Origin of the sequence: Nocardiopsis sp. FR4 (assembly GCF_009830945.1) — a bacterium.
GTDB lineage: Bacteria > Actinomycetota > Actinomycetes > Streptosporangiales > Streptosporangiaceae > Nocardiopsis.
This window is the reverse complement of record NZ_VWVV01000013.1, coordinates 21,001-44,768: the sequence shown is the minus strand read 5'-3', so window position 1 is coordinate 44,768 and position 23,768 is coordinate 21,001. Positions and strand designations below refer to the sequence as shown.

18 protein-coding genes and 2 pseudogenes are annotated in these 23,768 nt (G+C 73.4%); 12 read left to right on the top strand and 8 right to left on the bottom strand.

Annotation, left to right across the window (positions count from 1 at the left end):
* The first annotated feature begins 181 nt into the window (after positions 1 to 181).
* Positions 182 to 718 carry a 3'-5' exonuclease gene (locus FYW95_RS14150; protein ID WP_201294856.1) on the top strand — a complete coding sequence of 179 codons (537 nt, stop codon included), beginning with the start codon at positions 182 to 184 and terminating at the stop codon, positions 716 to 718.
* 92 nt (positions 719 to 810) lie between these two features.
* On the opposite strand, the gene FYW95_RS14145 is transcribed toward FYW95_RS14150, so the two are convergent.
* Positions 811 to 1,254: a flagellar basal body-associated FliL family protein gene (locus FYW95_RS14145; RefSeq protein ID WP_159943295.1), complete on the bottom strand. Its 444-nt coding sequence runs from the start codon at positions 1,252 to 1,254 to the stop codon at positions 811 to 813.
* Positions 1,255 to 1,364: 110 nt separating this feature from the next.
* Entirely contained in the window at positions 1,365 to 1,862 is a 498-nt protein-coding gene (locus FYW95_RS14140) for a phosphoribosyltransferase (protein ID WP_159943294.1), read from the bottom strand.
* A gap of 235 nt (positions 1,863 to 2,097) precedes the next feature.
* On the opposite strand from FYW95_RS14140, the gene pdhA reads away from it, so the two are divergent.
* Genes pdhA through FYW95_RS14125 form a run of 3 tightly spaced genes read left to right on the top strand, consistent with a single transcriptional unit; the run spans position 2,098 to position 5,502 of the window.
* Positions 2,098 to 3,183, top strand: coding sequence for a pyruvate dehydrogenase (acetyl-transferring) E1 component subunit alpha (pdhA, locus tag FYW95_RS14135; RefSeq protein ID WP_159943293.1), 1,086 nt, complete (start codon positions 2,098 to 2,100; stop codon positions 3,181 to 3,183).
* A 1-nt stretch (position 3,184) separates the two neighbouring features.
* On the top strand, positions 3,185 to 4,177 hold the full coding sequence (locus FYW95_RS14130) for an alpha-ketoacid dehydrogenase subunit beta (RefSeq protein WP_159943292.1): 993 nt from the start codon (positions 3,185 to 3,187) through the stop codon (positions 4,175 to 4,177).
* Positions 4,174 to 5,502 (top strand): dihydrolipoamide acetyltransferase family protein, encoded by a 1,329-nt coding sequence (locus FYW95_RS14125; RefSeq protein ID WP_160050402.1) that lies wholly within the window; start codon positions 4,174 to 4,176, stop codon positions 5,500 to 5,502. Before FYW95_RS14130 ends, FYW95_RS14125 begins: the two co-directional genes overlap by 4 nt.
* Positions 5,503 to 5,613: 111 nt before the next feature.
* On the opposite strand, the pseudogene FYW95_RS14120 reads toward FYW95_RS14125, so the two are convergent.
* Positions 5,614 to 5,760 (bottom strand): annotated as a pseudogene (locus tag FYW95_RS14120) (hydrolase); the annotation flags it as partial.
* A gap of 27 nt (positions 5,761 to 5,787) precedes the next feature.
* Positions 5,788 to 6,204, bottom strand: a complete 417-nt coding sequence (locus FYW95_RS14115; RefSeq protein WP_160050401.1) for a MerR family transcriptional regulator — start codon at positions 6,202 to 6,204, stop codon at positions 5,788 to 5,790.
* Between the two features lie 65 nt (positions 6,205 to 6,269).
* Here FYW95_RS14115 and FYW95_RS14110 point away from each other — a divergent pair, with 65 nt between their 5' ends.
* Positions 6,270 to 7,550 (top strand): MFS transporter, encoded by a 1,281-nt coding sequence (locus FYW95_RS14110; protein ID WP_160050400.1) that lies wholly within the window; start codon positions 6,270 to 6,272, stop codon positions 7,548 to 7,550.
* Here FYW95_RS14110 and FYW95_RS14105 read toward each other — a convergent pair.
* The 3 genes and pseudogenes from FYW95_RS14105 to FYW95_RS14095 all read right to left on the bottom strand — a co-directional run bounded on the left by FYW95_RS14105 (position 7,465) and on the right by FYW95_RS14095 (position 12,139).
* Positions 7,465 to 8,848 (bottom strand): annotated as a pseudogene (locus tag FYW95_RS14105) (AbgT family transporter). The gene FYW95_RS14110 and the pseudogene FYW95_RS14105 overlap by 86 nt on opposite strands.
* Positions 8,849 to 9,088: 240 nt before the next feature.
* On the bottom strand, positions 9,089 to 11,122 hold the full coding sequence (gene paaZ, locus FYW95_RS14100; protein WP_159945270.1) for a phenylacetic acid degradation bifunctional protein PaaZ: 2,034 nt from the start codon (positions 11,120 to 11,122) through the stop codon (positions 9,089 to 9,091).
* 120 nt (positions 11,123 to 11,242) lie between these two features.
* On the bottom strand, positions 11,243 to 12,139 hold the full coding sequence (locus FYW95_RS14095; protein WP_159945271.1) for an AraC-like ligand-binding domain-containing protein: 897 nt from the start codon (positions 12,137 to 12,139) through the stop codon (positions 11,243 to 11,245).
* Positions 12,140 to 12,342: 203 nt separating this feature from the next.
* Between FYW95_RS14095 and FYW95_RS14090 the strand changes: the two genes are divergently transcribed.
* The 6 genes from FYW95_RS14090 (at position 12,343) to FYW95_RS14065 (ending at position 20,893) form a co-directional block, all read left to right on the top strand.
* Entirely contained in the window at positions 12,343 to 13,872 is a 1,530-nt protein-coding gene (locus FYW95_RS14090; protein WP_159945272.1) for a GMC family oxidoreductase, read from the top strand.
* A gap of 112 nt (positions 13,873 to 13,984) precedes the next feature.
* Positions 13,985 to 15,418 carry an aldehyde dehydrogenase family protein gene (locus tag FYW95_RS14085; protein WP_159945273.1) on the top strand — a complete coding sequence of 478 codons (1,434 nt, stop codon included), beginning with the start codon at positions 13,985 to 13,987 and terminating at the stop codon, positions 15,416 to 15,418.
* Positions 15,419 to 15,510: 92 nt separating this feature from the next.
* Positions 15,511 to 17,481 carry a primary-amine oxidase gene (locus FYW95_RS14080; protein WP_159945274.1) on the top strand — a complete coding sequence of 657 codons (1,971 nt, stop codon included), beginning with the start codon at positions 15,511 to 15,513 and terminating at the stop codon, positions 17,479 to 17,481.
* Positions 17,474 to 18,913: an APC family permease gene (locus FYW95_RS14075; protein ID WP_159945275.1), complete on the top strand. Its 1,440-nt coding sequence runs from the start codon at positions 17,474 to 17,476 to the stop codon at positions 18,911 to 18,913. Before FYW95_RS14080 ends, FYW95_RS14075 begins: the two co-directional genes overlap by 8 nt.
* Before the next feature lie 298 nt (positions 18,914 to 19,211).
* Positions 19,212 to 19,799 carry an RNA polymerase sigma factor gene (locus FYW95_RS14070; protein WP_159945276.1) on the top strand — a complete coding sequence of 196 codons (588 nt, stop codon included), beginning with the start codon at positions 19,212 to 19,214 and terminating at the stop codon, positions 19,797 to 19,799.
* The gene (locus FYW95_RS14065; protein ID WP_159945277.1) at positions 19,796 to 20,893 is read left to right on the top strand and encodes a CU044_5270 family protein; all 1,098 of its coding nucleotides are present in this window, start codon (positions 19,796 to 19,798) and stop codon (positions 20,891 to 20,893) included. Before FYW95_RS14070 ends, FYW95_RS14065 begins: the two co-directional genes overlap by 4 nt.
* 155 nt (positions 20,894 to 21,048) lie before the next feature.
* Here FYW95_RS14065 and FYW95_RS14060 read toward each other — a convergent pair whose 3' ends face one another.
* Complete coding sequence (locus tag FYW95_RS14060; RefSeq protein WP_160050399.1) at positions 21,049 to 21,567, bottom strand: YbaK/EbsC family protein; 519 nt, start codon at positions 21,565 to 21,567, stop codon at positions 21,049 to 21,051.
* A gap of 254 nt (positions 21,568 to 21,821) precedes the next feature.
* On the opposite strand from FYW95_RS14060, the gene FYW95_RS14055 reads away from it, so the two are divergent.
* Entirely contained in the window at positions 21,822 to 23,765 is a 1,944-nt protein-coding gene (locus tag FYW95_RS14055) for a PASTA domain-containing protein (RefSeq protein WP_160050398.1), read from the top strand.
* The last annotated feature ends 3 nt before the right edge of the window (positions 23,766 to 23,768 follow it).

Here is a 23,768-nt window from a genome sequence, read left to right as displayed (position 1 = left end):
CGCCGGGCACCCGGAACCGGCGGGGTCCCGGGCGACGCGGGGGTGTCGGATCGCGGAGGTGCCGGGGCGCGGGGCGTTCCGGCCCGTACGCGGGGCGGGGCCGGACGGAAAACGCGGTGGCACCGCCGGAGGGGGTTCCGTATCTTCGTCGGCATGGAGGGGTACCGGGAACCTGCTGAACGTGGTCGACGTCGAGGCGACGTGCTGGCAGGGCCCTCCCCCCGGACAGGCCAGCGAGATCATCGAGATCGGACTGACCGTCGTCGACCTGGACGCACGGCGGCGCGTCGCCAGACACGGGCTCCTGGTGCGGCCGGAGCGGTCCTCCGTCAGCGACTTCTGCACCGGGCTGACGGGGCTCACCCGGAGCGAGGTGGACGGCGGGGTCGGTTTCGCCGAGGCGTGCCGGTGGCTCGCCGAGGAGCACCGGGCGAGGACCCGCGCCTGGGCCAGCTGGGGTGACTACGACCGCGACCAGTTCACCCGCCAGTGCCGTACGACCGGTACCGAGTACCCCTGCGGGCTCCGCCACACCGACGCGAAACGGGTCTTCGGCGCCGCCCACGGGATGGAGCGGGCCCCCGGCATGCACCGGGCGCTGGCGATGGCGGGCCTGCCTCTGGATGGCCGCCACCACCGGGGAGAGGACGACGCGTGGAACATCGCCGCGCTGGTCCTGGGGCTGGCGGACCGGGGCGCGTGGCCCGTGGCGGACTGACGCCGGCCCGGCGGGACGTCACAGCCGGGGACGCCGCGGGACCCCGTCCGGACCGGAGGCGGAGGCCCCGCCACGGAGGCGGGGCCGGCGGGCTACGCGTGAGGGCAGGCGTGGTCGCGCACGATGTCGAGGAGCGCCTCGGCGTCGGACCGGGTGGTGACGCGGTCCGGGTGGGAGACGTGCGTCCACACCATCTCGATGTACTCCAGGGCCGCCTCCTCGCCCTCGCCGGTGAGCCGGGTGCACAGGTCGACGGCGTGGGCGGTGACGTCCTCCTCCGACGGGTAGACCCAGCCGGGGTCGAGGTCCGCCAGGGCGGAAACGTAGGCGTCGGTGTCGTCGATCCCGGGTGCCGGTCCGGAGGAGGAGTTCTCGGAGACCTGTTCGGGAGCGGCGGCGGGCGGGTCGCCGGGGCGGACGCCGAGGTACGCCAGGAGGCCGCCGACCAGCCCGAGGGCGACGAGGAGGCCGACGCCGATCATCCGCTTCCGGGCGGTGGCGAGGTTGCGCTTGGACTGTCGGGGGGTGGGGTGCACGGGGGGCTCCTTCACGGACACGGTGTGTGGGAAACGCTCTCGCACCCCGGGGCGTTTTGTCTCCCCCCTCTCCGGACGCGGCCGCGCCGTGCCCCGCCCGGGCGCTCCGTTCAGGCGTCGCGGACCTGGTCGGGGCGGGTGACCACGGGCGGCTCCACCGACCACGGGAAGTTGATCCACCGGTCGGTGTGCTTCCAGACGTACTCGCACCGGACCAGGGACCGCGGCTTCTCGTAGATGACCGCGCTGCGCACCTCGGCGACGTGCTCGGCGCAGAAGTCGTGGACGAGTTTGAGGGTCTTGCCGCTGTCGGCGACGTCGTCGGCGACCAGGACCCTCTTGCTGCTGAGGTCGACCGCTTTGGGGACCGGAGGCAGCATGACGGGCATGTCCAGCGTGGTGCCGACCCCGGTGTAGAACTCCACGTTCATGACGTGCAGATTCTTGACGTCGAGCGCGTACCCCAGCCCGCCCGCGACGAAGAGGCCGCCGCGCGCTATGGACAGGATCAGGTCGGGCTCGAACCCGTCCTCGGCGATCTCCCCGGCCAGGTCGCGGATCGCGGTTCCGAAGAGTTCGTAACTCAGGTCCTCGCGCTCGTCACTCACGGGTTCCCCGTCCTCCCCATGGTCTCCACCGGCCCCGCCATGTTAGCCACACCGCCCCCCGCGGCCACGTGTCCACGGAAGCCGAGTGTCATGTGTCACATTCGAGACATAATGCCAAAAAACACGGGGAAAACTGCGACGTTTTCTTGACTTTTGCCCCAGTGTAGCGAACAGATGGCAAAAAACCGCACCATATCTCCGTACACATCTCCCTGACTACTGGAGGTTGGAAGCCATGGCTGACGACCGGGACCTTCTCCCCTCCGAGCGGCCGGTGCGGCTGCTCGACGAGACCGGGAGCCCGGTGGCCGGGGCGTCGCTGCCCTTCCCGGACCCGGAGCGGCTGCTCGCCGCCTACGCCTCCCTGGTGGTCGGCCGACGCGTCAACGACCAGGCCAGCGCCCTCGTCCGCCAGGGCCGCCTGGCCGTCTACCCCTCCTCGCACGGGCAGGAGGCCTGCCAGACCGGCGCGGCCATGGCCCTGGCCGAGGGCGACTGGCTGTTCCCGACCTACCGCGACACCGCCGCCGTGGTCGCGCGCGGCGTGGACCCGGTGGAGGTCCTCACCCTGCTCAAGGGGGACTGGCACGCGGGCTACGACCCCTACGCCCACCGGGTGGCTCCGCAGGCCACACCGCTGGCCACCCAGCTGCCGCACGCCGTGGGCGTCGCGCACGCCGCCCGCCTGCGCGGCGAGGACACCGTCGTCATGGCCCTGTGCGGCGACGGGGCCACCAGCGAGGGCGACTTCCACGAGGCGCTGAACTTCGCGGCGGTGTTCCGCGCGCCCGTCGTGTTCTTCGTGCAGAACAACGAGTACGCGATCTCCGTCCCGCTGGCCCGGCAGACCGCCGCGCCCTCCCTGGCCCACAAGGGAATCGGCTACGGGATCGCCGCCGAGCGGGTGGACGGCAACGACACCCCCGCCGTCCTCGCCGTGCTCGACCGCGCCGTGGCCCGGGCCCGCGCCGGGGAGGGCCCCCAGCTGGTGGAGGCGCACACCTACCGGATGCAGGCGCACACCAACGCCGACGACGCGACCCGCTACCGCGACCAGGACGAGGTCGAGCCCTGGAAGGCCCGGGACCCGCTGCTGCGCATGGAGGCCTACCTGAAGCGCAGGCGGCTGCTCACCAAGGCCCGCCGGGCCGAGATCACCGACCGGGCCGAGGCCGTGGCCGCAGCCATGCGCGAGGGCATCGCCCGGGACACCGACCCCGAGCCCGCCGAGCTGTTCGCGCACGTCTTCGCCGCCCCCACGCCGCAGCTGGCCGAGCAGGCCGAGCTCCTGGCCGACGAACTGAGCAGAGAGGGCCACTGACATGGCGACCGGACCCACCAAGCTCTCCATGGCCCAGGCCCTCAACCAGGCCCTGCGCGACGCCATGGCCGAGGACGAGACCGTGTACGTCTTCGGTGAGGACGTCGGCCCGCTCGGCGGCGTCTTCCGCATCACCGACGGGCTCACCGCCGAGTTCGGCGAGGACCGCTGCTTCGACACCCCGCTCGCCGAGTCCGGCATCGTGGGCATGGCCGTGGGCATGGCGATGAACGGCATGCGCCCGGTGGTGGAGATGCAGTTCGACGCCTTCGCCTACCCCGCCTTCGAGCAGATCGCCAGCCACGTGGCCAAGACCCGCAACCGCACGCGCGGCCGGGTCGGCCTGCCCATGGTCATCCGGGTCCCCTACGCGGGCGGCATCGGCGGGGTCGAGCACCACTGCGACTCCTCCGAGGCCTACTACGCGCACACGCCCGGCCTGACCGTTGTCACCCCCGCCACGCCCGCCGACGCCTACTTCCTGCTGCGCGGGGCGATCCGCTCCGAGGACCCCGTCGTGTTCATGGAGCCCAAGAAGCTGTACTGGGGCAAGGAGGAGGTCGACCTGTCGGCCCCCGAACCGCCGATCGGCCGCGCCGTGGTGCGCCGCCCCGGCACCGACGCCACCCTGATCTCCTACGGGCCGTCGGTCGCCACCGCGCTGGAGGCCGCCGAGGCCGCCGCCCAGGAGGGCCGCAGCCTCCAGGTGGTGGACGCGCGCTCCCTCGTGCCCTTCGACGACGACACCGTCTGCGAGGCGGTGCGCTCCACCGGCCGCGCCGTCGTGGTCGCCGAGGCCAGCGGGTACGCGAGCGTGGCCTCGGAGATCGCCGCCCGGGTGACCGAGCGCTGCTTCCACTCCCTGGCCGCCCCGGTGCGCCGGGTCACCGGCTTCGACATCCCCTACCCGCCGCCGAAGCTGGAGCGCTTCCAGCTGCCGAGCGTGGACCGGATCCTGGACGCCGTCGACGACCTGCAATGGGAGGACCAGTGACGACGCAGACCTTCGACCTCCCCGACCTGGGCGAGGGCCTCACCGAGGCCGAGGTGGTGCGCTGGCTCGTCGCCGTCGGCGACACCGTGGCCGTCGACCAGCCCGTCGTGGAGGTGGAGACCGCCAAGTCGATCGTGGAGGTGCCCTCGCCCTACGCCGGAACGGTCAGCGCCCTGCACGGCGAGGAGGGGAGGGTCCTGGAGGTGGGCAGGCCGCTGATCAGCGTGGCCGCCGCCGACACGGAACCCGCGCCGGCCTCGGCCGCAGGGGAGCGCTACCGAGAGGAGGAGCGCGCCGGATCGGGCAACGTCCTGATCGGCTACGGCACGCCGGAACAGGGCGGCTCCGGGCGCCGCCGCCGCCCGCGCCACCGCCCGCCCGCGCGCCCGGCCCAGCCGCCCGTCCCCGACGCCCCGGCGCCCGCGCGCCCGCCCCTGGTCACCTCGCCGCTGGTGCGGCAGATGGCCCGCGAGGCCGGGATCCGGATCGCCGACGTGACCGGGACCGGTCCGGGCGGGCTCATCACCCGGCGCGACGTGCGCACGGCCATCGAGGCCGCACAGGCCGCGCCCGCCGCCGCACCGGCCGCCCCGCCGGCCGCGGCCCCCGAACCCGCTGGCGGCGTGGACCCGCGCACGGGGCTGGCCGAGTCCCGGCGCGCCCCCATGGGCGGGTTCCGCAGGAGCGTGGCCGAGGCCCTGTCCCGCAGCCGCCGGGAGATCCCCGAGGCCACCGTGTGGGTGGACGTGGACGCGACCGAGCTGGTCCGGCTGCGCCAGGCCGCCCCGGACGGCCCCGGACTGCTGTCCTACGTGGCCCGGTTCGTGCTGGCCGGTCTGCGCGCCTATCCCGAGCTCAACGGGCTGGTGGACGCCGAGCGCGGGGAACTGGTGCAGTACGACGGCGTGAACCTGGGCCTGGCCGTGCAGACCGACCGCGGCCTGGTGGCCCCGGCCGTGCTGGGCGCGCACCGGCTCACCACCCTGGAGCTGGACGCCGAGATCCGACGGCTCACCGCCGCCGCCCGGGAGGGCCGGGTGAGCCCGGCCGAGATGACCGGGGGCACCTTCACGCTCAACAACTACGGGTCCCTTCGGGTGGACGGCAGCGCCGCCATCATCAACCACCCGCAGGTGGCCATCCTGGGTCTGGGCCGGATCATGGACCGACCCTGGATCGTGGACGGTGAGCTGACCGCCCGCAAGATCACCCAGCTGTCGTTCGCCTTCGACCACCGCGTGTGCGACGGCGGCGCCGCCGCGGGCTTCATGCGCGTGGTCGCCGACGCCATGGAGAACCCGGCCGCGGCCGTCGCCCGCCTGTAGCGGCCGCCACCGACGGGCGCCCCGGGGAGTCGGCACCCCGGGGCGCTCCACGGGCAGGGGTTCCCCGGTCACCACGGACCCGTCCGCCACGGCCGTGCCGTCGCGCGGCGGTCAGTGCGCGGGGTGTCCTCGTACGGGCAGGAGGTCGGACACCACGATGTGGGCTCCCCGCTCCAGGAGCCGTTCACGGACACCGGTACGGTCCACCCCGATCACGAGGCCGAACCCCCCGCGCCTGGCGGCCTCCACCCCGGCGACGCGCAGCACCCCGGCGCCGTCGCGGCCTCAGGGGCCCGGCCGCTCCTCGGACGCGGGTGGCGCGGTACGGGGTCCCGTCCCGGGCCCGCGGGAGAGCACGGCGTCGAGGTAGGCGGTGACGGCGTCCCGGTTGCGGGTCAGGCACCGGATGCGCCGGTCCATGCGGTCGCGCTCGCGTTCCAGGGCGGCGATCATCTCCGGGGTCGCGTCGGGGAAGTGGATGGAGCGCGTCCCGTCCAGGCACGGGAGGATCTGCCGGATGATCCGGGTGGGGAGCCCGGCGTCGAGCAGCCCGCGGATCTGGACGACCCGGTCCACGAAGCGCTCGTCGTAGTCCCGGTAGCCGTTCGCGCACCGTCCCGGGGTGATCAGCCCCTGCTCCTCGTAGTAGCGCAGCAGCCGCCGGGGGGTACCGGTGCGCTCCGCCAGCTCTCCGATGCGCATGTGGTCGGCCTCACTTTCGCCGTGCTTGACCCTCACACCGATGTGAGGGTTCGAGCATACGCTGCATGAGCACATCATCCACGGGTTCCCGGAACGGGACCGAACGCACCAGACTCCCCCTGCCCGCGCTGCTGGCCCTGGCCACGGCCGTGTTCGTCACCAGCCTCACCGAGACCCTGCCCGCCGGGGTGCTGCCCGTTATGGGCGCCGACCTCGGCGTGACGGAGTCCGCGGCCGGACAGGCGGTCACCGTCTACGCGGTCGGCACCGCGCTCACCGTCATCCCCCTGGCGGCCGCCACCGCCGGATGGCGGCGCAGGCGCCTGCTGCTGGCCGCCGTCGCGGTCTTCGCCGTCGCCAACACGGTCACGGCGCTGTCCGACGACTACCCGCTGACCATGGCGGCCCGCTTCACCGCGGGGGTCGCCGCCGGGCTGTGCTGGGCCATGCTCGCCGGGTACGCCCGCCGCATGGTGCCGAACCACCTGAAGGGCCGCGCGGTCGCGGTGGTCATGGCCGGGATCCCCGTCGCACTGTCCCTCGGGGTACCCGCCGGGACCTTCGTCGGAGGGGCGCTGGGCTGGCGGACGGCCTTCGTTCTCATGAGCGCCCTCACCCTCGTGCTGCTCGTGTGGATCCTCCTCGCCGTTCCCGACCAGCCCGGTGCGGAGCGGCGGGCGCGCGTCCCGGTCGCGCGGGTCGTCGCCCTGCCCGGCGTGGCGGCGGTCCTGTTCACCACGCTGGTGTTCGTCCTGGCCCACACGGCCCTGTACGTGTACGTGGCCGCGTTCCTGGAGCGGGTCGGTATGGGCGGCTCCGCGGACCTCGTGCTCCTGGTCTTCGGCACGGCCTCCCTCGCGGGGGTGTGGATCGTGGGCGCCCGGATCGACCGCCTCCTGCGCGAACTCACCGTCGCGGGCGCCCTGCTGGTCGCGGCGGCGGTCACCCTCCTGGGACTGCTGTCCGGCTATCCCGCCGCCGTCCTGGTCGCGGCGGCGCTGTGGGGCCTGGGGTGGGGCGGCGTTCCCACCCTCCTACAGACGGCCGTCGCCGACGCGGGCGGCGACACGGCCGACACCGCCCAGTCGGTGCTCGTCACCCTGTGGAACGCGGCCATGGCGGGCGGCGGACTCCTGGGCGGGGCCCTGGTCGCACTCCTCGGCACGGCGTCTCTGCCCTGGGCCGTCCTGGCCCTGCTGACTCCGGTGCTGGCCGTGGTCCTCGCCGCGCGTCGGCACGGTTTCCCCTCGCGGAGGACGATCACCGCACCGGGGTCCCCGGGCCCAGGGGCAGGCCCAGCGGCCACCAGCCGAGGAACAGCAGGGTCCAGCCCACGAGAATCGTGAGGCACAGGGGCAGGGTGAGCGCGATCAGCGTTCCGATGCCCGCGTCCCGGCGGCAGCGCTGGAGGAAGCCCAGCACCATGACGAAGTACGGGCTCATCGGGCCGATCACGTTGGTGCTGGAGTCGGCGATGCGGTAGACGGCCTGGGTCGTCTCGGGCGGCACGTCCAGGAGCATGAACATGGGCACGAGGACCGGGGCGATGAGGGTCCACTGCGCGGAACCGCTGGTGATGAGCAGGTTCAGCGCGGCGGCGAACACGATCATGCCGACGAAGAGCAGTACGGGGTGGACCCCGGCAGCGTCCAGCACCGCGGCGCCGCGGATGGCGACGACGTCCCCGATGCCGGTCCAACGGAAGTAGGCCAGGAACTGCGCGGCGGCGAAGAACAGCATGGCCACCGGGGCCAGGTCGCGCACGCCCGCGGCCATCGCGTCGGGCACTTCCCGTGCGGTGGACAGGCTGCCCGTGGTGCGCCCGTACGCGGTCCCGGCCAGCAGGAACAGCAGCGCCAGGACGCTCCCGGCGCTCGGCGGCCGAGAGCGCCATGGAACCCAGATGTTCGGTGTCCCCGGAGGGTTCGGGGGCCGCGGCGAGGGCGTCTCCGTTCCGGCTGAGCACGAACTCGGTGACCGCCGTGATCAGCGCGGCGAGCACCACGGAGGAGCACACGGTGAAGAAGTAGTTGTCCAGCGCGGTGACCGTGTACCCGGGGTCGAGGATCCGGGCGGCCTCGGTGGTCAGCGCGGCCATGAGCGCGTCGGTGGGTGTGAGGAGCAGCGACGCGTTGTACCCGGCGGAGACGGCCGCGAAGGCCACGACCAGGCCGAGCACCGGGCTGCGCCCCGCGGCTTTGAACAGCGGCGCCCCGAGCGGGATGAGCACGACGTAGGCCGCGTCGGAGGCCACGCTGGCGGTGATCCCGGTCAGCGCGACGGCGAAGGTCAGCCACCGGGCCGGGACCCGGGTGACCGCGCCGCGCAGCATCGCGTCGAGCAGACCGCTGCGTTCGGCCACCGGGACCCCGAGCATGACGGCGAGAATGATCGCCAGCGGCGGGAAGGCGGCGAAGTGCTCCACCGTGTCGCCCACGATGACCTGCACGCCCTCCGCGGAGAGCAGGCTGCGCACCTCGACGAGCTCCCCGTCCGCGGGTGAGACCGCGAAGGCCCCGGCGGCGCTGAGCAGGCCACTGAGCGCGATCACCAGACCGGCCATGGCCACGAAGAGCCAGAACGGGTGCGGCAGCCTGTTGCCGACCCGCTCGACCCTCCGCAGGGTACCCAGCAGCGACCGCAACGGCAGCGCGGGACGCGTGGAATCGGTCGCGGTCACCGGTGCTCCCTCCCGTGGCGGCCCGGTGCCGCCCCACGGCGCGTCCATTGCAGGGGCGCCGGGGGAGGATGTCAAAAACTTTCAGTGGCCGGAAGTCACCTTTCGTGCGCGTCGGCGGTCGCGGCGGTGCCCCCGGCCGCGTCGCGACCGGGGGCACCGCATGTCGACTCGCCGACGTGTCGGTTCGCCGTCAGGGCGACACGTCTACTCCTCGCCCTTGGCCACCAGGGTCAGGACGTCGTAGGTGGCCACGGCCTCGCCGTCCTGGTCGGTGACCAGGGCGTCCCACCGGACCTCGCCGTAGTCGGCGTTGGTGCGCGGGGTGATCTGCTTGGCGGTCAGCGTCACCCGGATGGTGGCGCCCTCCTTGACCGGGGTGAGGAAGCGCAGGTTGTCCACGCCGAAGTTGGCGAGCACCGGACCGGGGGCCGGGTCCACGAACAGGCCCGCGGCCAGGGACACCACCAGGTAGCCGTGCGCCACGATCCCGCCGAACAGCGGGTTGGCGGCGGCGGCCTCCTCGTCGGTGTGCGCGTAGAAGGTGTCCCCGGTGAACTCGGCGAAGTGGTCGATGTCGGCGCGGGTGACGGTGCGCTCGGCCGACTCGATCGTGTCGCCGATCCGCAGCTGGGCCAGGTTCTTGCGGAAGGGGTGCACCTCGCCGACGGTGCGCCGCGAACCCGTGGTCCAGTGGCCGGTGATCGCGGTGACCATGTCCGGGGAGGCCTGCACGGCGGTGCGCTGCATGTGGTGCTTGACCCCGCGCACGCCGCCCAGCTCCTCGCCGCCGCCCGCGCGGCCGGGGCCGCCGTGCACCAGCACCGGCAGCGGGGAGCCGTGCCCGGTGGACTCCTTGGCGTCCTCCCGGTTGAGCACCAGGATCCGCCCGTGCCAGGGCGCCAGGCCCAGGACCACCTCGCGGGCCACGTCCGGGTCGTTGGTGACCACCGAGCCGACCAGGCTGCCGCTGCCGCGCGCGGCCAGCTCCACGGCCTCGGCCACCCCGTCGTAGGTGATCACGGTGCTCACCGGGCCGAAGGCCTCCACCTCGTGCGGCTCCCGGGCGCCGGGGTGGGCGCGCAGCAGGACCGGCGACATGAAGGCCCCGGACTCCGCGTCCGCACCGACGACCTCGACGTTCTCGGGGTCGCCGTAGACGATCTCGCAGGAGGTGCGCAGCGCCTTGACCGCCTTGCGCACCTCCTCGCGCTGGTCGAGCGAGACCAGGGCGCCCATCCGCGCGTCGGGGTGGTCGGCGGCGCCCACGACCACCTTGGACAGCCGGTCGGTCAGGGCCTTGACGACGGCCCCGGCCATCGGTTCGGGGACGATGACCCGGCGGATGGCGGTGCACTTCTGCCCGGCCTTGACGGTCATCTCCGTCACGACCTGCTTGACGAACAGCTCGAACTCGGGGTCGTCCTCGGAAACGTCCGGGCCCAGGACCGAGCAGTTGAGCGAGTCGGCCTCGACGTTGAGCTGCACGCCTCCGCTGACCACGTTCGGGTGGTTGCGCAGGATGGCGCCGGTGGCGGCGGAACCGGTGAAGCCCACGATGTCCTGGGGGCCCAGGGCGTCGAGCAGCCCCCGGTGGCTGCCGACGAGCAGTTGCAGGGAGCCCTCCGGCAGCAGGCCCGACTCGACCATCCGCCGCACGACCGCGACGGTGAGGTAGGCGGTCTGACCGGCGGGCTTGACGATGCTCGGCATCCCCGCGAGGAAGGCGGGGGCGAGCTTCTCCAGCATGCCCCACACCGGGAAGTTGAAGGCGTTGATCTGCACGGCCACCCCCGGGCGGGAGGTGTACACGTGCTGGCCGACGAACGTGCCCTGTTTGCCGAGCGGCTCCAGGGGGCCGTCCAGGATGACGGTGGAGTTGGGCAGCTCGCGGCGGCCCTTGCTGGAGAAGCTGAAGAGGGTCCCGATGCCACCGTCCACGTCCACGGCGGTGTCACGCCTGGTCGCCCCGGTCCGGTGCGAGAGCGCGTAGAACTCCTCCTTGTGCTCCATCAGGTGCTTGGCGACCTCCTTGAGGAGGTTGGCGCGCTGGTGGAACGTGAGCGCGCGCAGCGCGGGGCCGCCGACGCGGCGCGCGTGGTCCACCATCCCGGCGATGTCGGGGCCGTTGGCCGAGATCCGTGCGACGGTCTCGCCGGTGTTGGCGTCAGCCAGGGGCGTGCCCTCGTCCGCGGGGGTGAACCACGCCCCCCGGGCGTAGCTCTGCAGTGTTTCGGACACCTGACGGTCCTCTCCTCCGATGGGTCTCTCGCGAACAGTATTACAGACCGATCGGTCAGTAAATAGGGCCTGTGCGAAGAAGCCGGTTCCCACCTGGTGTTTCCCGGGTGGAGCGACTGTTCAGCCACCCCGGATGTCGCGTGCCGTCACACCGAACTCCGCACGCAGCATCCGCCCCAGGTGTCCCGCGTCCAGCAGGCCCCAGCGCGCCGCGATCGCCGACGCGCTCCGGTCGGCCAGCATCGGGTCCGCCAGGTCCCGGCGGATCCGCGCCAGCCGCTCCGAGCGGATCCAACGGGCCAGGGTGAACCCCTGCTCGCGGCACAGCTTGTGCAGGTAGCGCGCCGACATGCGGTGCGCCGCGGCCACCGACTCCACCGACAGGCCCGGATCCGACAGGTTCGCCAGACAGTACGCCCGAACACGGGCCAACGGGTCCCCGTCCTCCTCGGCGGGTGCCTCCGCGAAGGCCGCGCACACCAGGGATACCAGCGCCGCGGCGAGGTGGTGCCTGGCCGCGGCGCCCGCCCCCTCCGCTCCGGACGAGACCCCCTGGAACAGCGCCGAGACCACCCCGCTCAGGCCGCCGTCGGCCCGCACCGGCATCGCCACCCGCCGTCGCAACAGCTCCGCGTGCGCCCCGAACAGATCGCTCGGCACACCCGCCACCACGGTCTCGTAGGGCTCCCAGAACGGCAGTTCGTAGGGGCGTCCCGTCTCGTACACCACCAGGTCGCCGGGGCGCAGCAGGCACTGCCGGCCGGCCTGGCCCACTCCGGCGCGGCCAGCGCCGTGCCACGCCACCTTGATCAGGTCCGGATCCGAGGAACCCATCACCGCGGAGTCGCGCCGCACCACCACCGGCTCGGCCCGGATCCGGGTCAGCACCAGCGGGCCGACCCGGGTGGAGGAGAACGTGCCTCGGAAGGGGCGCTCCTCGCCGGCGCGCATCCGCAGGGGCGCGAACGCCCGGGAGGCCTCGGCCTCGAAACGCTCGATGGAGTCTGCGGACGCCACACCCTGCTCCCTTCCCCCACGCGCCTGACATGCGCGAACCTCCCCGGGGCTGACCCCGGATGTTATCCCCGTCACCCTCTCCCGACAAGGCGTCCCGGGCCCGTGCGGAAAACGGCGATCGCCGGTGCGCGGAAAGGCGGTCGGCGGGTGCTCCCCCGGCGTAGCTTCCGCACAACCCCAGCTCCGTCCGGGAGGAAAGCACCATGGGCACAGCCACCACTGCCGAACACGACTTCGTGGTCGTCGGCTCCGGTTCCTCGGGCAGCGTCGTCGCCAGGCGCCTGCTGGACGCCGGGCACACGGTCCACGTCCTCGAGGCCGGCCCGGTCGACAGCGAACCGGCCATCCACGACCCCCGCGGCTGGCCCGCCCTGTGGCACTCCCCGCTGGACTGGGCCGTCATGACCCTCCCGCAGAAGCACGCGGCGGGCCGCTCCCTGCACTGGCCGCGCGGGCGCGTCCTCGGCGGGAGCAGCTCCCTCAACGGGATGATCTACATCCGGGGGCACCGGGCCGACTACGACTCCTGGGCCTACGCCGGGTGTACCGGCTGGGACTGGGAGTCGGTCCTGCCGCTGTTCCGCCGCTCGGAGGACCACGTCGACGGGGCCGGACCCTGGCACGGCTCCGGCGGTCCGCTCCCGGTCACCCGCATCGCCGACCCGCATCCCACCTCCCGGGCCTTCGTGGCGGCTGCCGAGGCCCTGGGTTTCCCCGTCACCGACGACTTCAACGGCGAGCACATGCTCGGCGCGGGCTTCAACCACACCACCATCCGCGACGGCGTCCGGATGAGCGCCTGGCGCGCCTTCGTGGAACCCGTCCGCCCCCACCCCGGCCTCACCGTCACCACCGGCGCCCCGGTGCACCGCGTGCTCCTGGAGTCGGGCCGCGCGGTCGGTGTCGAGTACGAGCTCGACGGCCGCCTCCACCGGGCCCGGGCGGCGCGCGAGGTCGTGCTCAGCGGCGGGGCGATCGGCTCGCCCCAGGTGCTCCTGCACAGCGGCATCGGTCCCGCCGGACACCTCACCGAGGTGGGCGTCGAGGTCCGGGTGGACCTGCCCGGCGTCGGCGAGAACCTGCACGACCACCTGCTGGTCAGCAACGTCTACGAGGCCGACCGCCCTCTGCCGCCCGGCACCGGGAACCTGCTGGAGAGCCAGCTGTTCGCCAGCACCGACCCCGCCCGCACGGTCCCCGACCTACAACCCCTCTTCATCCACGTGGTGCTGCCCGCGGACGGGTACCCGGTGCCGGAGCACGGCTACACCATCGCGCCCGGTGTCGTCCGGCCGCTCTCCCGCGGAACGCTGCGGCTGGCCTCCGACGACCCGTCCGCCCCGCCCCTGGTCGACCCCAACGTCCTGGCCGAGCCGCACGACCTCGAAAGCCTGGTCGACGCGGTGGAGATCTGCCGGGAGATCGGAGCCTCGACCCACTTCGACGCCTGGCGCCGGGCGGAGGTGGCTCCGGGACCCGACGCCCGGACCCGCGACGACCTGCGCGACTACGTCCGGCGCGCGGTCACCACCTACCACCACCAGGTCGGCACCTGCCGCATGGGCCCGGACTCCCTCTCCGTCGTGGACCCGGCCCTGCGCGTCCACGGCGTCGAGGGACTGCGGGTGGCGGACGCCTCCGTCATGCCCTCGGTGCCCTCGGGCAACACCAACGCCCCGGCGATCATGGTCGGCGAGAAGGCGGCGGACCTCATCCTCGCCGACCACCCCTGACGCGCGGCGGCGCCCCCGGAGCCCGCGGGCCCCGGGAAACACACGGACACCCCACCACCCCAGCAGACCCACGAGCCCCGCAAGAGCCGCGGAAGGAAGACGAGGTGCCCCGATGAGGACCGACATGCTGATCGACGGGAAGTGGACCGCCGGAACCGGGGGCACCGCCCTGCCCACCCTGGACCCGGCCACCGGCGAGGTGCTCGCCCACGTGCCGGAGGCATCCGAGGGGGACGTGAACGCGGCCGTGGACGCCGCGGCCCGCGCCTTCGCCTCGGCCGATTGGGCGGGCATGCTCCCCGCCGAGCGGGCCCGGCTGCTGCTGCGCCTGGCCGACCTGCTGGAGGCCCGCGCCGAGGAGTTCGCCCGCCTGGAGACCACCGATCAGGGGCAGCCCCTCGCGGTCAGCGCCGGATTCGCCGTCCCCAACGCCGTGGAGCACCTGCGCTACTACGCGGGCTGGGTCACCAAGATCACCGGGATCACCGCTCCCCTGTCCGTGCCGGACGTGGACTACCGCACCCGCCGTGAACCCCTCGGCGTGTGCGCGCTCATCACCCCGTGGAACTTCCCGCTGATGATCCTGGTGTGGAAGCTGGCCCCCGCCCTGGCCACCGGCAACACGGTGGTGGTCAAGCCCGCCGAGCAGACCCCGCTCACCACCCTGCGCCTGGCCGAGCTGGTCAAGGAGGCGGGCATCCCCGACGGCGTCGTCAACGTCGTCACCGGCGGCCCCGAGGTCGGCAAGGCCCTGGTCCGCCACCCGGGGGTGGCCAAGGTGTCCTTCACCGGCTCCACCGAGGTCGGCCGCGAGATCGCCGCCCAGGCCGGGCGCGAGCTCAAGCACGTCTCCCTCGAACTGGGCGGCAAGGCCCCCTCGATCGTCACCTCCGACGCCGACATCGACGCCGCCGTCGCGGGCAACCTCATGGGCGGACTGCTCAACTCCGGCCAGGTGTGCGCCGCCTACACCCGCTTCTACGTCGACTCCGCGCGCCACGACGAGTTCGCCGAGAAGCTCGCCGCCGGGGCCGCCGCCATGAAGCTCGGCCACGGCCTGGCCGAGGGCACCCAGATGGGCCCGGTGGTCTCCGCCGAGCAGCGCGACCGGGCCGAGCGCTACGTGCGGATCGGCCGGGAGGAGGGCGCCCACCTGCACGACCGCGCCCCGCTGGAGGACGACCGGGGCTACTTCGTGCGACCGGCCGTCTTCTCCGGGGTCACCGACGACATGCGCATCGCCCGCGAGGAGATCTTCGGCCCGGTCCTGGCTGTGCTGCCCTACGACGACCCCGACGAGCTGGCCGCCCGCGCCAACGACACCGACTACGGGCTCGCCGCCGTCATCTGGTCCCGCGACATCGGCGTCGCCAACCGCCTCGCCGCCCAGGTGCGGGCGGGAACCGTGTGGATCAACATGCCACCGGTCCTGGACGCGGCCGCGGCCTGGGGCGGCATGAAGGCCTCCGGGCTCGGCCGCGAGATGGGCTGGTCGGCGATCGAGGCCTTCACCCAGGTCAAGAGCGTGTGGACCAACCTGGCCTGAGCACTCCCACGTGCCGGTCCGCCCGGAACGGGGGCGCGGCGGACCGGCACGCCCCTCACCGCACATCCGAGCACACTCCCCTTGGAGGCCCCATGGGTTCCGCGACACCGCACCCGCTCGACGCCCTCACCCCCGATGAGATCACCGCCGCGCGCACCATCCTCATCCGTACCGGTCACGCCACCCCCGCGACCCGGTTCGCCTACCTGGGACTGGAGGAGCCCGCCAAGGCCGACCTGCTCGCCCACGCGCCGGGAGACCCCGTGGACCGCCGCGTCCGCGTCCTGCTCCACGACACCTCGGGCGGCCCCGCCCACGACCTGGTCGTGTCCCTCACCCGCGGGCGGGTGGACTCCGACCGGACGCTGGACGCCGTCGCCGACGGGCAACTGCCCGTCCTCGACGAGGAGTTCGCCCTGGTGGAGGAGGTCCTCAACACCGACCCGCGCTGGCTGGAGGCGCTGAGCGCGCGCGGGCTTGACCCGGCCTCGGTGCGGGTGGCCCCGCTGTCCGCCGGGGTGTACGACGACGAGTACCCCGAGGAACGGGGCCGTCGCATCCTGCGCGGACTCGCGTTCGTCCAGGAGCACGGGGCCGACCACGCCTGGGCGCACCCGGTGGACGGACTGGTCGGCTACGTGGACGTCCTCAACCGCACCGTGGACAAGGTGCTCGACTTCGGACCCGTGCCCGTACCCACCGAGAACGGCAACTACACCGAGCCCGGCGTCACCGGACCCCTCAGAACCACGCAGAGGCCCATCGAGATCACCCAGCCCGAAGGCCCCAGCTTCACCCTCGACGGCAACCGTCTGACCTGGGAGAAGTGGTCGCTGCGGATCGGGTTCGACGCCCGGGAGGGCCTCGTCCTGCACCAGATCGCCTTCCACGACCAGGGGCGCGACCGGCCCATCGTGCACCGGGCCTCCATCGCCGAGATGGTCGTCCCCTACGCCGACCCCTCCCCCGTGCGGTCCTGGCAGAACTACTTCGACACGGGCGAGTACATGGTCGGCCGGTACGCCAACGCCCTCCAGCTCGGCTGCGACTGCCTCGGCGACATCACCTACATGGACGCCGTCATCGCCGACGAGGGGGGCGAACCCCGGGTCCTGCCCAACGCCGTGTGCATGCACGAGGAGGACTTCGGCGTGCTGTGGAAGCACTCCGACCTGTGGGCCGGCTCCTCCGAGACCCGACGCCAGCGCCGCATGGTGATCTCCTTCTTCACCACCGTCGGCAACTACGACTACGGGTTCTTCTGGTACCTGTACCTCGACGGCACCATCGAGTTCGAGGCGAAGGCCACCGGCATCGTCTTCACCTCGGCCCACCCGGGCGGGGACTACCCCTACGCCTCCGAGGTCGCGCCCGGCGTGGGCGCCCCCCTCCACCAGCACCTGTTCTGCGCCCGCCTGGACATGCTGGTCGACGGTCTCGGGAACAGGGTCGAGGAGGTCGACGCCGCACGGGTGCCGGTCGGACCCGACAACCCGCGCGGCAACGCCTTCGTCCAGAAGCGGACCGTACTGGACACCGAGGCGCGGGCCCAGCGCGACGCGGACGCCTCCGTGGACCGGGTCTGGCACGTCTCCAACCCCGGCTCGCGCAACCGTATGGGCCACCCCGTCGCCTACGCCCTCCAGCCGGAGGGCAGGCCGGTACTGCTCGCGGACCCGTCCTCGTCGGTGGCGGCCCGCGCGGCGTTCGCCACCCGCCACCTGTGGGTGACCCGCTACGACCCCGCCGAGCGCTACCCGGCAGGCGACTTCGTCAACCAGCACCCGGGCGGAGCCGGGCTGCCCGCCTACACCGCCGCCGACCGGAACGTGGACGACGCCGACCTGGTCGTCTGGCACACCTTCGGCCTGACCCACGCACCGCGTCCGGAGGACTGGCCGGTCATGCCGGTCGACTACACCGGGTTCAAGCTGCGCCCCGTGGGCTTCTTCGACCGCAACCCCACCCTGGACGTGCCGCCGACGGCCGCCGCCCACGGCTGCTGCTCCCCGGCTCGGGAGCCCCACGGCTGCTGCTCCGGGACGGAGGCCCGCCATGAGTGAGCACACGGCGGAACACACGGCGGACCCGCCCGCCGCCGGGGGGCTGCGCGGCAGCCTCGGCGTCGCGGGCGTGGTCTTCCTGGTCGTCGCGGCGGCCTCCCCCCTCGTCGCCATCGGCGGAGCACTGCCGGTGATGATGGCGATCGGCAGCGGCGCGGGTGCGCCGGTCTCCTACATCGCGGTCACCGTGGTCCTGTTGCTCTTCAGCGTCGGCTATGCCGAGATGAGCAGGCACGTGCGGGAGGCCGGAGCCTTCTACTCCTACGTCACCGCCGGGCTGGGGCCGGTCCTGGGCACGGGCTCGGCGGGCCTGGCGCTGCTCTCCTACACCGCGGTCCAGGCCGCCGTGTACGGGCTGGCCGGGGCCGTCCTCGGCTCGACGGTCACGGGCTTCGGGGGGCCGGACCTGCCCTGGTGGGTGTGGGGCGGTATTCTGCTCGCCCTCGTCGCGGTCCTCGGCTACCGCAGCGTCGACCTGGGGATCCGTGTCCTCGCGGTCCTGATCGTCCTCGAGGTCGGGACCGTCGCCGCCCTGGCGGGCGCGGTCCTCCTCCGGGGAGGGGCGGACGGACTGAACGCGGTCCCCTTCACCCCCGGGGCCTTCCTCTCCGGCTCGCCCGGCATCGGTCTGATGTTCGCCGTGGCCTGCTTCATCGGCTTCGAGGCGACGGCGGTCTACGGACAGGAGGCGCGCGAACCGCACCGGACCGTGCCCCGGGCGACCTACACGGCCGTGCTGGTGATCGGCGGCTTCTACACCCTGGTCAGTTGGGCCCTCGTCATGGCGGTCGGGGCCGGGAACGCGCGCGCCGCCGCCGTCGACGACATCGACGGCTTGGTGTTCTCCGTCGCCGAGCGGTACGCGGGGACCCCTCTCGCGGCGGCTCTCCAGATCCTCTTGCTGACCAGCCTGTTCACCGCCTTGCTGGCCTTCCACAACACGGTCGCGCGCTACGTGTACGCACTCGGCGGGCGCGGCGGCGCGCTCGCTCCGCTGGGCAGGGCGCACCCGGTCCACGGGTCACCGCACGCCGCGTCGCTCGCCCAGACCTGCACGGCCGCCGTCCTCATCGGGGTGTTCGCGGCGACCGGGATGGACCCGGTGGCGCAGGTGTTCACCTGGATGAGCGGTCTGGCGACGCTGGGGGTGCTGATGCTCATGGTGCTCGTCAGCATCGCGGTCGTGGTCTTCTTCGGCCGTGGCTGGCGGCGCGGACGGCCGTGGCGCACACGGGTCGCCCCGATCCTCGCGGTGGTCGGTCTGGTCGGGACCGTGGTCCTGGTCCTGGCCAACTTCACCACGCTGATCGACGGGTCCGCGGGTCTGGCCGTCATGCTGGTTCTCCTGCTGTGCGCCGCCTTCGCCGTCGGCGCGGTGTCCGCGCTGTCGGGACGGACCATGGAGACGGACGACAGCGGGAGCGTGGGCTGACGTCCGGGAGGGCCGCCGGCGTGTCGTATCGCCGACGCGGCCGCGGCCCGGGGCGGTGTGAAGGCCTCCGGGCCCGGCCGTGAGACGGGCCGGGTGCCGATCGAGGCCCCCACCCGGGTCAGGAGCGGGTGGACCGGCCTGGCCCGAGTCCCTCCCCCGGCCCGCCGCGAAGAGGGGCGCGGCGGGCCGGGCCTGCCCGCCCCGCGGCCCCGGCCGGAAATGCGGAGAGCGCCTGCGGCACGGTAACGATCGCCCCCCACGCGACAGAAGGAGGATGACACCGCACGGAAGGAAGTCGATGACCAGTGGAGCGGACGCGGAGGAGCCCGCGAGGGGCGAGTTCACCCGGTTCTTCGAACAGCACTACGACGACGTCCACCGCTACGCCCTGCGCCGCTTGGGGCCGGACGTCGCGGACGACGTCGCGGCCGAGACCTTCGGCGTCGCGTGGCGCAGGTACGACCGCCTGCCCAAGGAGCATCCGCTCCCCTGGCTCTACGGGGTGGCGCGCAACGTCGTCCGGTCCCGGCTGCGCCGCGACCGGAGGCGGGGCGAGGTGCTGAGCCCCGACGCCGCCGAGACCGCGGGTGACGCCGACACGACCCGCCAGGTGGAGGAGCGCGACGCCGCGCTGCGCGCCCTAAACCGGCTCAGCGCCGGCGACCGGGAACTGGTGATGCTCCTGGCCTGGGAGGGGTTGGAGCTGGCCGAGGCGGCACGGGTACTGGGGTGCTCCAGGGCCACCGCCCGCGTACGGCTGCACCGGGCGCGCCGCCGGATCGAGCGCTTCCTGGACTCCCCGCCCCCCGGCGCCCCACCCGGAACGCGTTCGGCGCCGGCCGCCGGGACTTCCGCGCACACCCGAGTTTCCGTGGAGGAGAAGTGAACCGTACCCGCGTCAACCCCGCCCCCCGCAGTGACGTCGACACCGTGCGCCACCTGCTGGCCGCGTACGACCCGGCGGCCGGGACCCGGCCCGACCCCGCGCACCGGGAGCTCTCCCGGATCGAGGTGATCGCCTCGGGCGGCGGACGGCGCCGGGTCCGGGGTCTGCTCCCCGCACGTCCCGGGCTCCGCCTCGCGCTGGGCGCCGCGGCCGTGCTCGCCGCCGCGGCCGTGGCCGTCCCCCTGGGCTGGGGCGGCGCCCAACCCGCCTACGCCGGACCGCCGCCCGCACCGCTGGAGGTTCCGATGGCCGGACTGTCGGAGGGCCGCGAGCGCCTGTCGGCCCTGGCGGAGGCCGCCGGGGAACAGCCCCCGCCGCCGAGGGACGGCGAGGTCGCCTACGTGCGCACCTTGGAGTGGACCTTCACCTACTCCCAGGACGCCGACACCGGAGAGGAGGGATGGGGTGTGGTCCCGACGAGCGAGCAGGTGTGGCGCACCCCCCACGAGTCCGGGCGCAGTGTCTCGACCCCGAGTGCGCCCGAGCACCAGGGCGGCGATCCGGGACCGCTCGCCTGGCTCTTCGAGCGGGGGCCGGAGGAGTTCGAGTGGGGCGGCGGAAAGGGCGGTGACGGCATGTTCTTCACCTGGGAGCCCGGCGACCTGGCCACCGATCCCGACCGGCTCGCGGAGCAGCTCACCGAGGGTGCGGGGGCGGAGTTCCCGTCCACCGCGGCCGCCCTCTTCTACGCCCTCCAGGAGCTGTACGGGGAGGCCCCGGTCGACCCCGGGGTTCAGGCGGCCGCGCTGCGTGCCCTGGCCGGACACGAGGAGGTGCTGTACGCGGGGGAGGCCCGGGACCGCGAGGGCCGCGAGGGGGAGCTGTTCCTGGTCGAGGAGGACGACGGGGCGGGCAACGTGCTGGAGCGCAGGATCATGTTCGACTCCGACACCGGGATGCCGCTCTACCACGAGACGGTCGCCGTGGAGTCGGCCGCCGAGCCGGACGGGGAGCTGCCCCGGGTGAACCAGTACACCGTGCTGGCCGAGGCCGCGTGGGTTCCCCGGGTGGGTGACACGCCCCCGGTGGACTGACCGGGTGCGGCACCGACCGCAAACCCTGACCCGCCGTACCGAAACGATTCGTCGCTTTGTCGACATTCGGATTGACGCGGCGACGAACCCGCAGGTCGACGTGTCGACACGGAGGAACCGGGCCCTACCCGGCGGGGCCCCGCCGGGTAGGGCCCCTACCTGGAGAGGGCCAGGACCTCGGTGCCCGGGAGGTCGGCGAGCAGTTTCCCGGGTACCAGGAGCTTGGAGCGCCGCACCCCGCTGCCCACGACCACCTCGGCCTCGGCGGCGATGGACTCGTCCACCAGGACCGGCCACTCCGCGGGCAGGCCGAGCGGTGTGATGCCGCCGTACTCCATCCCGGTCAGGCCGGTGGCCTCCTCCATGGGCGCGAACGAGGTCTTGCGGGCACCCAGGTGGCGGCGGACGGTCCCGTTGACGTCGGCGCGCCGGGTGGCGAGCACCACGCACGCCGCGTAGGACACCTCGCCGCCGCGCTTGGCGGCGACCACCACGCAGTTCGCACTGGTGCCCATCGGCATCCCGTAGCGCTCGCAGAAGGCCGCGGTGTCCGCGAGACCGGGGTCGATCTCCGCCACCCGTACGTCGTCGCGCCCGCGCACCGCCGCCAGCACCGGATCGGCCAGGAGGTCGGGGCGCTCGTCCGCCCATACCCAGGTCAGTTCACCGGACATGGCACACCTCGCTGTCGTCAGTGTCCTCGGAGTCCGCCGGAGGTCTCCTGGCGAGGGGACGCCCAGGAGCGGCACGGCCCAGGTTAGCGGCCCCGCGGCGGACCGTCCGAGCCCCGGCCGTCGGAGGTTCACATCCGGGGCACAACGTTTCGGTACCGGGGGTGCTGCGAGTTGAACCCGAAGCCGTCCCCGTTGTCCGTATCCGGCCTGATGGCGAGCGATATGCGGCAGGACGGACGCATAGAATCCGACTTATGGAGACCCCCACTCCCGATCCCCTCTTCGGCATCACGCTGCACGAGCGCTACATCCTCGGCAAGCGTGTCCGCAGCGGTGCCTCGGGGACCGTCCACGTCGCGCACGACCTCGGCAGCGACCAGACCGTCACGGTCACCGTCCTGCACCCCTGGCTGGTGGGGGACCACGGTGCCGTGCACGCGTTCCTCGGCCGTGCCCAGACACTGGAGGGGCTCTCCCACCCGGGCATCGCGCGGGTGCTCGACCACGGGCGCGACGGCGGGCACGTGTACGCGGTCACCGAGTACCTGCAGGGTCAGACCCTCGCCGAGGCGCTCCGCGGCGGAGAGCTGCGCTACCCGCCGCAGGCGGCCCTGGCCATCACGGTGGAGGTGCTCACCGCCCTGGACGCCGCACACAAGGAGGGCGTCGTCCACGGAGAGCTGGACCCTGACAAGGTGGTGGTGGACGGCGCGGGCGGGGTGCGCCTGACCGGCTTCCCCCTGCTCTTCGACGCCGAGGAGGACGCCGGACCGGAGACGCGCACCGACGTGCACGCCGTCGGCAGGATCCTGTACACGCTGATGACCGGCTCCTTCGTCGGTCCCGACACCCCTCCCCTGCGGCCCTCTTCCGTGCTCCCCGAGACATCGTCCGACCTGGACATGCTGGTGGCCAACGCCACCGACGCCAACCCGCGCTACCGGCCCCGGGACGCGGGGCAGTACCTCACCCTGGTCGAGCAGGTGCTGCGGTCCTTCTCCTCCGCCCCCGCCGATCTCACCGAGGCCGACACCCAGCCCATCCCCGTCGTCGGCGGTGTCCGCCAGGAAACGTACGCGGACCACGCGGACCAAGCGGACTACGCGGACTACGCGGACTACGCGGACTACGGGGACCACGGGGACCACGCGGACGACGGCGGCTACGGTGACGCGGGGAGGCCGGGGCGCGGTGCCCCGGTCCCGCTGTGGCGACGCCTGCCCGTGCTGGTCGGCGCGGGCGTGCTGGTCCTGTCCCTGTTCGCCGCCGGGTGGGCGCTGGCCCCGGACAGCGGCGTCGAGCTGCCCGACCTCGTCGGCGTCTCCGCGGAGGAGGCCGAGGAGAGCCTCGGCGCGCTCGGCCTCGACCTGATGGTGCAGTTCGAGGAGACCTACAGCGACTCCGTCGACTCCGGGGCGGTCGCCGACACCACCCCCGCGCCCGGTACCACCGTGGAACCCGGCGCCGAGGTCCTGCTGTGGGTCTCCGCGGGTCCGCAGTACGTCGATGTCCCCGACGTGGTCGGCGGCACGGAGAACGAGGCCCGCGAGACCCTGCGCGGGTCCGGGTTCACCGACCTGGAGGTCGTGCAGGAGCACTCCGCCGAGGAGCCGCCGGGCACCGTTCTGGCCACCGAGCCCGCCGCGGGTGAGCGCGGCGACAGGGAGGAGCCGGTGGTCCTCCACGTGAGCGAGGGCGTCATCGTCCCCGCCCTGATCGGCATGGCCCGGGAGGACGCCGAACGCGCCCTCGCCGGTCTGGGGCTGACCGTGGGGGTCGCCGAGGACCACCACGACACCGCGCCCGTCGGCGAGGTGAGCGGCCAGACCCCCGAGCCCGGCACGATCCTGCCCGAGGAGGGCCTCGTCACCCTTACCGTCTCCCTCGGCCCGGAGCCGGAGGAGGACGAGGAGGACGAGGCGGAGGAGACCGCGGAGGAGACGGCCTCCCCCTCCCAGGGCGACGGCGGCGGCCGGGGCAACGGCAACGGTCACGGCAACGGCAACGGGCGCGGGGACCGCGCGGGGGACTCATCCGACTCCTGCGACGCCCCGGAGTGGAACCCCGACACCGTCTACGACAACGGCGACCGGGTGCAGTACCAGGGGCGCGAGTACGAGGCGCGCTGGTGGACCCAGGGCATGACCCCCGCCGCGGGCGAGCAGTGGGGCGTCTGGGAGGACAAGGGCTCCTGCTGAGCG